Origin of the sequence: Ekhidna sp., from assembly GCF_039960695.1 — a bacterium.
Lineage (GTDB): Bacteria > Bacteroidota > Bacteroidia > Cytophagales > Cyclobacteriaceae > Ekhidna.
Genome location: NZ_JBDVKP010000015.1, coordinates 21166 through 34471, shown reverse-complemented (window position 1 = coordinate 34471; position 13306 = coordinate 21166). Strand labels below are relative to the sequence as shown.

The 13306-nt window shown below is 39.5% G+C and carries 10 protein-coding genes; 8 read left to right on the top strand and 2 right to left on the bottom strand.

Annotated elements, in window-relative coordinates; translation table 11 throughout:
* Positions 1–31: 31 nt before the first annotated feature.
* Positions 32–2806, bottom strand: a complete 2775-nt coding sequence (locus tag ABJG98_RS09685) for a S8 family peptidase (protein WP_348279308.1) — start codon at positions 2804–2806, stop codon at positions 32–34.
* Positions 2807–3054: 248 nt separating this feature from the next.
* Here ABJG98_RS09685 and ABJG98_RS09680 point away from each other — a divergent pair, with 248 nt between their 5' ends.
* Positions 3055–3891, top strand: a complete 837-nt coding sequence (locus tag ABJG98_RS09680; RefSeq protein WP_348279307.1) for a M57 family metalloprotease — start codon at positions 3055–3057, stop codon at positions 3889–3891.
* A 51-nt stretch (positions 3892–3942) separates the two neighbouring features.
* On the opposite strand, the gene ABJG98_RS09675 is transcribed toward ABJG98_RS09680, so the two are convergent.
* Positions 3943–4392 (bottom strand): hypothetical protein, encoded by a 450-nt coding sequence (locus tag ABJG98_RS09675; protein ID WP_348279306.1) that lies wholly within the window; start codon positions 4390–4392, stop codon positions 3943–3945.
* A 107-nt stretch (positions 4393–4499) separates the two neighbouring features.
* On the opposite strand from ABJG98_RS09675, the gene ABJG98_RS09670 reads away from it, so the two are divergent.
* The 7 genes from ABJG98_RS09670 to ABJG98_RS09640 all read left to right on the top strand — a co-directional run bounded on the left by ABJG98_RS09670 (position 4500) and on the right by ABJG98_RS09640 (position 13228).
* On the top strand, positions 4500–5015 hold the full coding sequence (locus ABJG98_RS09670; protein ID WP_348279305.1) for an RNA polymerase sigma-70 factor: 516 nt from the start codon (positions 4500–4502) through the stop codon (positions 5013–5015).
* A gap of 2 nt (positions 5016–5017) precedes the next feature.
* The gene (locus tag ABJG98_RS09665) at positions 5018–5896 is read left to right on the top strand and encodes a FecR domain-containing protein (RefSeq protein WP_348279304.1); all 879 of its coding nucleotides are present in this window, start codon (positions 5018–5020) and stop codon (positions 5894–5896) included.
* Between the two features lie 6 nt (positions 5897–5902).
* Entirely contained in the window at positions 5903–8557 is a 2655-nt protein-coding gene (locus tag ABJG98_RS09660; RefSeq protein ID WP_348279303.1) for a carboxypeptidase-like regulatory domain-containing protein, read from the top strand.
* A gap of 86 nt (positions 8558–8643) precedes the next feature.
* Complete coding sequence (locus tag ABJG98_RS09655) at positions 8644–9654, top strand: hypothetical protein (RefSeq protein ID WP_348279302.1); 1011 nt, start codon at positions 8644–8646, stop codon at positions 9652–9654.
* Between the two features lie 240 nt (positions 9655–9894).
* Positions 9895–12513: an ABC transporter permease gene (locus tag ABJG98_RS09650; RefSeq protein WP_348279301.1), complete on the top strand. Its 2619-nt coding sequence runs from the start codon at positions 9895–9897 to the stop codon at positions 12511–12513.
* A gap of 1 nt (position 12514) precedes the next feature.
* Entirely contained in the window at positions 12515–12844 is a 330-nt protein-coding gene (locus ABJG98_RS09645) for a PadR family transcriptional regulator (RefSeq protein ID WP_348279300.1), read from the top strand.
* Positions 12845–13228 carry a hypothetical protein gene (locus ABJG98_RS09640; RefSeq protein ID WP_348279299.1) on the top strand — a complete coding sequence of 128 codons (384 nt, stop codon included), beginning with the start codon at positions 12845–12847 and terminating at the stop codon, positions 13226–13228.
* Positions 13229–13306: the final 78 nt, after the last annotated feature.

Here is a 13306-nt window from a genome sequence, read left to right as displayed (position 1 = left end):
TCTGTTTTTCAGACATTAAGATAGCTGATTTCTAACGGATCAAAACGCGACCTGAATAAATTTCACCATCAGCATGAAGGCGATAGAAGTAAATTCCAGATCTTAGGCTTCCGGTAGGAATGATATCCTGACTTCCTAGCACTTCTTGCCTGTGCACAAGTGCTCCCTTATCATCAATTAATTCTAAAATTGGTGTTCTATCCTCAAACTCTCGTGTAATGATCGAGAATGGCTCTCCCGCTTGAATAGGATTAGGGAATATTCGTAATGGTTCTTGAGTTAGATAATAGGATGTGCCCGCCGAAAGAGTTAACTCCTCTCCATTAATAAAATAGATAATAGCCCTATGCTCGTTATATCCTTGATTGGGTGAATCATCCAACACCGAGTAAGTTTCTTTATTCAAATTCGTAAGTGTTGCGATTGCTTCGAAAGACGAGAGATCGTTTCGCTCCAATTCAATTCGGTCAATGCCATAGGTAGTACCAAGTGATAAATTGAGATAGATTCCAGTATCTAATGCCACTGTCTGGAAAAAGGAAAAAATATAACAATCTATTCCCTGAAAGGCATAATCAAATGATGGCGATGGCATTAGATCTTTACCACCAGGTAAATTTGGTTGAATCGAGAAAAATCGATTATTGAAGGTTGCTTTGTTCGGCACAATCAAAAACGTGTCCGCAGTAATCGCATAGTCTTCCAGAACTTCATCTCCCAGGTTTCTGATTGTATAGCTAGCCGCATTAGGAGAAGGATCCCACTTTAGCATTAGCGAGTCTCCACAATTAAATCCAACGCCGATCGAGAGTGGTTCAGAAACTGTAAATAATTCGGTCTCAAATATTTCACCTCCAACCTCCAGTCTGGCGCGTACCTCATTTTCTTCATTCGGCGGGCTATTCCATCTCCAATATCCTTGCTCCACATCTACATTTGAATCTAAAATGATCCAATTAGTATCGTCAGTAGTATATGATAGTTCTGCGGTTCCACTTTTGGTTGTTGTCCATCGAAAGTAAGATCCAGTCTCACCATTATAAGGCATATTATCACTTCCTGTTGGAAAATCCCATTCGAAGGTATCTTCAACATCATATTGCCAAACCACATAAAATTCCTGACTGCCAGAAACAATGCTACCTGCTATTTCTACGGTATAACTAATTTCTGGATTGGCAATGGTTATTTGCTCCACATTATTCGTTGCATCAATACCTCTTGACGCTTCTTTTGCTAAATCATTAGCATCCGGATTGGCATCCAGCACCCAGGGTAAGGTGGTGTTTGGGCCATTTACTAAGCGTAAATCCACGTTATTGATTAAAGCAGTAAAATCGTTGACATTAGCTGGTGGGTCAGTCCAACATAGCGTAACCTTTAGGTTCAATGCTTCTGCCGGTAAATTCAGCGTGAATGAATCTACCGTTCCATTACTTACCGATCCTACGTAATACTGATTGTTTCTTAGGCTCTGCAAACTTCTCCACGCATTTACACTTCCGTATCCGGTAACAAAATCCAATCCTGGCGATCCAACATCCATTGCACCATTTATTAGTAAAGCCTTTACTAGAGCCGATGGCATATCTCCTGAATTGTCTTCTCTATATTGTTGCTGAAGCAAAGTCGCTACTCCAGAAACAAGTGCCGCAGAATTGGAACTACCAACTACACTATATGCTACTACTTCGGGTTTCACTCTACCATCATAAGCAGGTCCTCTGGATACAAAAGAAGGCACGTTGCCTACAGTATCAACTGATCCTACAACCAAAGAATTTTTGGTCATCTTAATATTCCCGGTGAGGTTAGCAAATCCCTCAATCCCTTCATATAAACCATCAGATGATACCTCCAATCCTTCATTACCACTTGAAAAAACATGTAGTAAGTTTCTATTTTGAAATGCACTTTGATCGAAAGCTCTAGCCTCCACTCCATATTCGCTTGCTCGGACTATTCCATACGAATGATTCTGAGTAGTTATTCCGAAGGTGGTATAGTCTTGGTCCGAGTCTGGCATTGCATCGAAAAAATCCGATGACATTATTGTCGCCTTTTTTGCTACTCCACTTCCGGTAATGAATGAATTGCCTGCACCAGCAATGATTGTTGCCATTTCTGTTGCGTGATTATCTACAACCTCACTTTCCAGACCTGAGGTTAAGCCACGGCTCAATAAGTCAATATCTTCAAAATCAAAGCTATTTTCCTGGATAGAAATTGTTTCTGTAGATCCATTCAAGAGTGGATAAGTATGATGTATTCTGTTCAAACGATTAGGATTCAGGTTCATGTCGATAACCCGACTTTCTACCGTTGGCCTAAATATCTTATTGGTAATATGAATCACATTGAGATCATTGAGTAAAACTTCCTCAATTAGATCGTACGAAGTATTTATTAAGTACGTATTTGATTCTGGATACCGTATTACAACTTGTAATCGGTCAAGCTTTGATTCATCAAACGAGTGAAGAGTAACTATATAATAAAGCGAAGTAGAAAAATCATTGAGAAGGTTAAGTTTCCATTCGCTCTTCACACGCCACACCTTACGGTGGCCGTCCGTGATTTTTCCTTTTATAACGTGATGATTTTCATCGACTGATCGTAGGACTCGAAATTTATTAAAGGAATTTCTAATATCAATCAAGGAACCCTCCATCAGAAATATTTGCTCAACAATACTTTCTTCAACTGACAATTCATCCAGAGCATACTTCTTCCATCCATCCTTTTCTTGTGCCATAACCATGACTGACAAAACAATCATGAAGACATTCAAAACTATCCCTCTCATAAGTTTGCCAAATTAGATAAAACACTAGATATCTTCGATGAAAAAATATTATTAGTTGATTAAATGTATTTTTCAAATATTATAATCCATTGATTGCATTCATTGAAATAAAAATTGGATTATAGTTATGTAATGAAGAATATTATTCTGTTTATCAACTGATAATGTTGATAAAAAAATAGAATATTGTTTTTATTTCCAGATACAGAATTTTTATATTGGCAGTAAATGTTTAACCTAATATTATTATGAGAAGATTAAATTTAGCGCTATGGAGCGTGCTAGTCATGTTTCTAGCATTCGGTTTCACCTCTTGTTCGACAGAGGATGAGCCACAAGCTGACGAGATTTCAGATGAAGTTTTAGCTCAGTTTTCAGATCTTGGATTCGACGTGAGTGATATCCAAATGATCAACCATCGTAATCCTTTAACAGGAGTATCAAGTAAGCAATATCAGCTGGAGGGCGATATCTTGATTCCTGAGCATCAAATGCGAGAGATGTTGGAAAGTACGTTTGAGCTCGGTCAACTGCAAGAGCAGTACAGAACCAGCAACCTTGTGAGTAATAACCAAACGATCAGCGTCATTGGTTATACTGGAGGATCTAACGCACTTGATAATACGATGAGAACTGCACTACAGTGGGCAGTGAACAACTATAATAGAATTAATATCGGTTTGAATTTTACACTCGCTTTCGGAACTAACTACCAGTCTTATGACATGGTCGTTTACAAAGTAAGCGGTGGAGGTGGTGGATCAGCAGGATTCCCATCAGGTGGAAACCCTTACAAGTTTATTCAAATCCAATCAGGTACTAGTAGCTATGGTACTAATACAACTGAGCACGTGATCACTCACGAAATGGGTCACTGCTTAGGTCTTCGTCACACGGATTATTTCAACAGATCTCTTTCTTGTGGATCTGGAGGAAACGAAGGTAGCGGAGGTGTTGGAGCAATCCACATTCCAGGAACTCCTACAGGTTTCGACGCGAACTCTGTGATGCTTTCTTGCTTCAGTGCAAATGAAGATGGAGAGTTTGGAAGCTATGATGTAACTGCTCTGGAATATTTGTATTAATACAAATAATCGCCCTCGTTTAAAAAAAGCCGGCAATCATGTCGGCTTTTTTTATGCTATATCCTTTATCGTAAATGGTTTGCTGTTGAAAGAAATGGTGTCTCCAATTTGCTTCCCTAACATTGCCTTTGCAATTGGTGCTTCGCCCGATATTGCAAACACAGAGATACCATCAGCGGATAGCTGCCCTACAGCTGCACTAATGAAAAAGGTAGCTCCGTCAGTCTTAACTATTGCGCCATATGAGACTGCTGTATATTTTTTTTCCGTGTCAATGGTATTTAAAGCCGCTAGTTGATTGGTAAATACATCTATCTGAGATCCTAACCTATTTCTTTCCTGCATCATCATCTCCCGACTTGTCTCATATTTATCTCCCATGCTGCTTTTCGTTTCGGCAGTTGCGGACTCTCTCACCGCCTCCAATTCTACGTTAATGTCAGCAATTTTTTTATGCAACAAGTCGACAAAGGCATCACGGATTTTGCTTTTTAAAATCATGGAAGATCAAACTTAATTCTAAAAAACAGTAGGGTAAAATTCATTTGATCTGTAGAGATAAAGGAATGCTGTGGGCGCACATGTATATTTGAGTAGTATTACTACTCATGAAAGTCACCCATCCATTCAATAAAAATGACCTGAAAAGGCTCTACGAAGAATATTTCGAGAGCTTGCGTGGTTTTTTATATTACAAATGTGGAGATATAGATGTGGCAAATGATTTGGTGCAGGAAACTTTCATTAAAGTTTGGAACAGAAGGGATGACATACAAGTGGAGACAGTCAAAAGCTTGTTATATACTATTGCTAATAACTTGCTAATGAATCACTTCAATCATGAGAAAGTAGTAAGAGAGCATCAAAAATCAGCCAATGTTGAATTGTCATCAAATTCTACTTCACCCCAATTTCAAATGGAAGAAGCTGAATTTGAAAAAAAACTGAATGATGTAATTGAAAGCCTACCTGCTGACTGTAGGGAAGTGTTTTTAATGAACAGGATAGATAAATTGAAATACGCAGAAATTGCAGAGAGGCTGGGTCTCAGCGTCAAAGCAATAGAAAAACGAATGAGCAAGACACTAGGTATAATTAGGGAGAGTTTGGGGATGAAGATTTAAATATGGATGATTTAGATAAATATAAAGACTTACTAAATCACGAATCAAATAACGTGAATGACGAGCTTGGGGATTTCCTGAAGAAAGCTTCTCATGCACGCGTGCCTCACAGCAAGACCAAAGAAGATATTTGGAATAACATTGATGAAGAAATCTCAAAGGAAAAGAAAGCTTCAATTCCGCTTTGGACCTATATAAGCATCGCAGCATCTCTCCTATTGATAGCAACTTTCGTTTTTCTATTAAATGATACTCGTCCGCCCACAATTATCAGTACAAACACATTGGTAGCGGAATCAAAATCCATTGATCTTCCTGACGGCTCTCAGGTCATTCTTAATGCCAATTCAAGCATTAGCTACAACGAAGAGTGGAACCGAGAAGTAAACCTTGATGGAGAGGCATTTTTTGAGGTAGTTGAGGGAGGTAAATTTCTTGTGAAAACCTCCATTGGATCTGTAGAAGTACTGGGAACTTCCTTCAATGTCTTCTCCCGTGATTCAATCTTTGAAGTAGCATGCAAGACGGGCAAGGTTAAAGTTGACATCCCAACCAAATCAGTAAGTGAACTTATTACCCCTGGCCAATCCATACGACTTGATGCAGACACCGTCCGTAAAACAACAATGGATAAAGAGCTGGTCGGTAGATGGCAAGCTGGCGTCTTTTATTTTAGTGATCAAAGACTATCTGACGTATTACGGGAAGTTGAAAGACAATTTGATGTGGAAGTGACGCTTCCAGACACCATTGATTATATGTTCAATGGTTATTTTACAAATAAAAATATTGAGAGCGCGTTGGAGATGGTGTGTCTTCCACTTGGTCTCGCTTATGAGAAAACCTCACAAAACGTTTACGCTATTAAGGAACCGGAATAGATCCGCATGCGAACGCTTATTACCACCCTTTTACTCTTAGCTACTGCAGCTTTATTTGCGCAGCAAAATTTTGATATGTCAGTGGAAAATGAATCACTGACAAGTGTGGTGAAGTCACTTTCCAAGAAATATAATTTGAAATTTTCGTACAGTCCACGTGCACTTTCAAAACATACTGTCACCAAAAACATTAAAGCGAGTTCGCAAGCGGAGCTCATTAGTGAAATATTTGAAGATCTTCCTTTCGATTTAAAACTAACAGACGGCATCTATCTAATTATTCCAAACAAAGACAAAATCAAACCTAAAAGTGCGCCGATAATCGGACAAGTGTTTGATGAAAAAAGCGGTGAACCTCTAGCCTTTGCACATGTTCAAGCGGACACAAAAGGTACACTCAGCTCACAGAATGGTCGATTTAATTTACCTCCTACTAAAGATACCGTTACCTTAACGGTAAGCTATATTGGCTATAAAAACGTGGAACTAAAGGTGCCTCCAAATCAGGAAAACCTGACCATCAAACTCAATCAAAATCCGCAGGAATTGCCTGAAGTAGTGCTTACAGCAGAGGTTGATAATTTCAATCCCAACCCTTCATTTTTCAGTCTAAATCCCCAGAAATTTAGTTCACTGCCTATGCTTGGAGAAACAGATGTTTTCAAATCCCTTCAATTGCTACCTGGTGTAAGAGCAACGGATGAAACATCTTCCGGACTGGTTGTCAGAGGTGGACTTCCATCACAAAACCTGGTATTGATGGATGGATTTACACTTTACAATTTAGATCACTTCTTCGGCATTTTCAGTACACTCAACCCGAATGCGATCAACAATGTAAGCATATATAAAGGGGGGTTCGGTCCTAAATATGGTGGGCGCGTCTCTTCAGTAGTAGATGTGGCTGGCAAGAATGGAGGCGTAGATGGATTTAATGGAAGTGCAGGTCTCAACATGCTTTCTTTTAATACCACACTTAATATTCCGTTTGGAAGAAAAACATCAGCATTATTGGCCTTTAGGCAATCTTTTACGGATGTCATTAATTCTGATCTCTACGAAGAATTTCTTACCTCCAGCAGACAAAATTATCTTGAATCCATAAGTCCGGAACTCAACAGCATCGGACTTTCTCCCTCACTCAAATTTTACGATATCAATGCCAAAGTTCAGCATCGCTTCAATGGAGGATCTGTCTTTGATGTAAACTTTTATGTAAGTGAAGACAACTATGAGGCAAGCTATATGGAAGGAGATGATTTTGCGGAGTATTCCGTATTTGATCGATCCGATTGGTCAAACGCCGGAATAAGCATGAACTTGAAGAGCCAGTTCAGCCCAAAGTGGTTCAACAGCACCACCTTAAGTGCCTCAGAATATAAAGAGGAAGAGTCGTTATCTATTACTCAAACATTCTTTCAAGATGTGGCATTTGGTGCAGATAGCATTGAAGCTAATTCGGCCCTCACCTATTTTAACTATACAGTTGGTAGCTCTGTTGGTGACGTAACCATAAAGTCTCACAATGAAATTGACATAGATAATCAAAATACGCTTTCGGGAGGAGTTGAGTTAAATTCTATCACAACAAAATATCAAACTAAACAAGGATTTTTTGAAGAGCTCTCCGTGGCTGCCGGATATAGTGATACGCTTGAAATAGAAGCTAGCATTTTTAGTTTATACGGAAACTATCAATTCAAGAAAGATGACATTACCGCTAATCTTGGATTGCGATCTTCCTTTTATGAACCAACCGATAAATGGTACTTAGAGCCAAGGTTTGATCTTGGAATTAAGGTTACCGATCGATTTGCGCTGAAAGGTGCGGCTTCTTTCCATCATCAGTACATCACTCAAACTTCATTATCCATTCTACAAAACTCCGATCAGTTTTATTGGATTTTGGCTGATGATAAAATCATTCCCGTCCAGCGAAGTACACATTTTATTTTTGGCGGTACATACCGATGGGACAAATGGTCCCTGGATATGGAGTATTATAGCAAGCGTACAGAAGGCATCATAGAAAGCCAATTTTTGGTACTTCCGCCAGAGTTAATAGACGCACTTAGAATGCAGGAACTTAATCTAGCGGGAGAGAATAACTCCGAAGGACTCGATGTTTTTCTTAAATATAGAAATAGGACATTCACCTCCTGGATCAGCTACTCACTGGGAAGGTCTGAGAATTCCTTCTGGTATAGAAATCAAAACAATCCATATCCTTCGGTTCAAGACCAGCGTCATGAGCTAAACTTTACCAATATCTTGAAGCTAGGTAAATGGGAATTATCTAGTGTGCTATTGCTAGGTTCTGGTCAATCCTATACGCCATCAAATCCTGAATACAACATCAATAATGACTCTGTGTCTTTTTACGATCTCACCCGAATCAATAAAGCTCGGCTTCCTGGCTATAAGAGACTGGATCTTTCAGCAAAGTACAACTTCAAAATCGGTAGTCTCACCTGTGAATCGGGTGTCACATTTTTCAATGTTTTAAATCACAGAAACATTAAATCAAGAAAGTTTACCGTGCGATACGTTTTTGGTGAACAAAGTGATGTTGCTGGCGCTACAGATGAATTGGAAGTTGTTCCGCTTGATACTTATTTGCTAGGATTTACTCCGAACTTTTTCTTTAATATTCGCTTCTAAAGGCGCTTTTCTAAAAAAATCGAATTTTTCGGTAGGGTAATTTTCTTAGCGCATGTACCACTATCGAACACAAAAATTCGAAACGCATGAAAACTAAGAAATCAATTATTGCTAAACTTTGGATTGTTATAGCTGTACTGGCATGGTCTTGTAGTGAAGATTCAGAAGCTATCAATCCAGATCAAGAAAATATCGTTGCTCAGAACTTGCTAGTTAATTCAAACTCAGCACTTGACAAATTAAGAAGTAATGGAATCGGTGGTCCAATGGGAGCACTTTTTGGAAACTTCCAAAACGGAAGAAGCGGCAGGTCTGCTAAATCTCCTTTGGCGATGTTTAGAAATTCAGGAAGGACATCAACTGACTCTACAGATTCTGAACCTCCTTCATGTCTCGTGCAAACATGGGAAGATGATGGCAATGGAAATTATACCTACACACTCGACTTTGGTGATGGCTGTGATTACTACGGTCAATTCCTAAAAGGTAAGCTGGTAGAAACAGGGTCATACTCAGAATCTAGTTTTAGCGCTACGGCTACATACACAAATTTCGGAGGTCACGACTGGACCATAGATGGTACGCATAGCTACAGCGGTACATGGGAAGAAATCAGTGATACATCAGAGCCTACAGATTCTACTCAGTACTATTACAATGCGAGCTACCAGTTTAGCGCTGACTTAAAAACTAGCTACATGGAATATGGTCACGACAGTACTGTTGAAGTATCTACCGGCGAGCGACTTGTAGAAGTTGACTATGTAGCTCAGGGATCAGAAGAAGTCGATCAGGATGGTTACACAGTGAAGAGCAGATCAGAGTCTATTTCGGTGAGTACCGGTGAATCATTCAATGCCCAGGTAGATATTCCACTGTATTATGATTTTGACTGTGAGGAAGAAGGAACCTGGATTTATGTCAGTGGACAAGAATCAGGAAGCTATACAGTAGGTGATCAAACCGGAACTTACAGTATCAACTATGGCGGTGGAGATTGCGACAACATAGTGACTGTAACAGAAAATGGGATTTCCGAAGAAGTTGATCTTGGTGAGATCTGGGATGAGTGGGAAGATGAGTGTGGAGAAAGCTAAGAATTAAAAGGTAATACTCAGGTTAATTTTAAAAAGAGCCCGCGGAGTTTCTCCGGGGCTCTTTGTTTTTTGCTTAGTGGTATTTTAAGACCCTCTTCAATATCTCCAAGAGTTTTTTTGAATCAATTTCTACAAAAACGAAACATATTAAATAAACCTCCGTTCTAACATTTTATCATTCAATTTCTACAAATACGAAAGATTTAGTAACCTTACCAACAACATGGAGTTAATCACGACATGAGCGAAGACAAAATCAAACCACCTGGTTGGATTCAGAAACTAGTAAGTCGATACTGCGAGCCTTTTCTATTTGAAGGTATTTCCGGTGATCTGGAAGAGTTATTCTTTGAAAATGTAGAATTGAAAGGTCCAAGAAAAGCCAAAGTTATTTACTTGTTTCAAGCGATTGGCTTTTTTAGGATGCGATTCAAAAAACAATCTAAAAGAGTTTCAAATATGAAAGCGATCTGGCACAACTACCTCCTCACTTCTTTTCGTTCATTGAAAAGGCATAAATCCTTCTTCGCCATCAATCTTGTCGGTTTGATTACGGCCATTACATGCGCATTATTTGCATTGATTTATGTGCTTGATGAATTGCAATTTGATAAGCAGCACAGCGAAATAGATAAAACCTATCGACTTTACAAGCATTACATAAACCCAGCGGAGAACATTGATCACCTCACATACGAAACGTCCGGTATGATGGGGCCAACCATGACGGACGAATATGCCGAAGTGCAAGAATATGTAAGAGTGTGTCCATGGTTTTCTAAGGCCATCATTTCATTCGATCAGCATAATTTCGGGACCGAGAACCTATATTTTGCAGATTCAACTTTTTTTCAATTTTTTGACTTTTCGCTTCTTAAAGGCGATCCAGCCACAGTACTGACCGCTCCTTCTTCTATTGTAATTAGTGAATCACTAGCCAAAGCAATTTTCGAAGATCAAAATCCTATTGGGCAAGTAGTTGTTGGTCTTCATGACCTGAACTACACGGTTACCGGTGTTTTTGCCGATGTGGACAGAAGATCTTCGCTACAATTTGACGCGCTGGTTTCCTGGAGCACCACCGTTCCAAATGTGGGCCCTCTTGCCTATACCTGGATGAACAATTGGCTGGCTCAAGGGATCTTCACCTTTGTGAAATTATCAGAAGGAACCCGTCCGGAAAGTGTCGTGGAAAAACTGCCTGATATGATGAACAGGCATTTTGAAGAACGAGCAGACAAATACTTCCTCCAACTGATGCCATTAAAAAAAATGTACCTGTACGGTGACAATATTCGAGACGGTCGTCGAATGAAAGCTGGCAGTATCACTTTCGTTTACACACTTAGCTTTTCTGCATTACTCGTCTTTCTTATTGCCAGTGTCAATTATGTCAACATCATGCTGTCCAGAGCTACTGAAACGCATACGGAAGTGGGTGTCCGAAAGGTCATGGGATCTACAAGAAGTCAGCTAATGGGTCGATTTGTTGCGGAGACGTTTATTAGCACATTAATCGCAACCGTTGCGAGTTTTATGCTTTTGGTCTTCATCATTCCGCAAACCAATCCATTGCTTGGCAAAGAGCTGGCTATCTCTGCTTTATTCCAACCGATAGTGATTGGTACAGCCGTCTCTTTTATCCTGACTATCAGCTTTTTTGTTGGGTTGTATCCTGCAATCGTCCTTTCCTCACCTCCTATTTCTTCCATTTTGCAAGGCTCATCCCCGGTTGGTTCTACCGGCTGGTTTAGAAAGGTTTTGCTGACTTTGCAATACGCCATTTCAATTTTCCTCATTGTCTGCACCATTGTTGTTATCAGGCAAACGGACTACTTAAAAAACAAACCTTTGGGCTTCGATAAAGAACAGGTGATGGTGATCGATGTGAACAATGAGGTAGATCAAAAAATTGATGTGTTTGAAACAGAATTATTGAAGAATCCCAACATTCAAATGATTTCTACATCGCGATCAGCTGTTGGCTCCGGCATCTTCTCTACAACTGTCATTCCGGAAGGATATGCAGATGAGGTAACCACACGAATTTTTGGAGTAGATCAGGACTTCTTTGACACCTATGGAATGGAACTTAATTACGGTCGTACGTTTTTCAAAAAGTCATTAGCTGATTCTAATAACCTGGTGATCAATCAGGCTATGGTAGATTACCTCGGCTGGGAAGATCCAATTGGTAAACACATTCGATTCAGTGAAGATGGTGAACCAGCAATCATCATAGGTGTGGTTGATGATTTTCACTATGGTTCATTGGCAACCGCTACAATCGAACCCACCATTTTGTATTTGAATACTACCTCAATATGGAATTCATCGGTTAAGATATCTGGTACCAATCAGCGAGAAACGATTGCCTATATTTTAGATGTATGGGACAATCTTGCCAGTCGAACACCAATTGATTTTTACTTTGTCGATGAGTGGTTTGACAGGCAATATCAAAAAGAGACACAGTTGTTAGGCATGTCGACTATCTATTCGATCATTAGCATATTGCTGTGTGCTTTAGGCCTGTATGGATTGACAGCTCTCCTCTTACAGCAAAAACAAAAAGAAATAAGCATCCGAAAAGTTCTTGGTGCTTCGGTATCGTCCATAGTGTCTTTAATAAATCGTCAGTTTGTATTGATCATTTTGATAAGTTTTGTCATCGCAGCTCCCCTGGCGTACTATCTCATCACTCAATGGTTAGATGCTTTTGTTTATAAGATTTCAATGGATTTGTTCGCATTTATCATAGCAGGAGTAATTACGCTTCTAATAAGTGTGAGTATCATAAGTGGGCTTTCCATACGAACCGCTAATACTAATCCATCTAAAACACTAAGTAACGAATAAAATGAAGGGAACTAACCTTGGCGAACTCGAAGAATTAATAATGCTTACTGTAGCTGTACTTTATGATGAAGCTTATGGTGTAGCGGTCATGAAAGAAATCAAAGGAAGGTGTAATCGATCCATTACTATAAGCACTGTTCATGCTGCGCTTGCCCGTCTGCAATCCAAAGGATATGTTGATTCTCGCTACGATGGAGCTACTTCCGAGCGTGGGGGAAGGAGAAAGCATCTCTTTCGGGTAACAAAGTCAGGACAAAAAGTGTTGGAGCAAGTGAAAGAACAACGCAATGCCATCTGGAATGAAATACCAGAGGTGGCATTTAACAAATAGATGATATTCGACACTTCTTATTCAGATAGAGAAACAACTCGAAAAATTGATAATGCCTTAGGCCTGCCTTATTCATGGAAAGAGCGATGGAAAATGGGCGGTATTGGTTCTAAACGCATGACCATTCATGGAATCAGCGAAGAGTACAAAGAGTACATGAATGCTGATCACTACATCTCCTCAGCAAACATAGAGTTGCGCCCAAAAGGCATCATTTTACACTTCCGGCATAAACTGCAAGCCTACTCATGGATTATGCCTTATAACAGTCTATCGATTGAGTTTGATAGGATTTTAACACTTCGATCACGAGACAGATTCATCACCTTTAATGATCCTGGCAATCAGCGCTTCATTGAGCGGATGATCGCGCGTTCAAAATAATTTTAAGTTTTACTCAAACAATGGGAACCAAGTTCATTATATGTATGTATATACATTTAATGTAAATACTTTAAAATT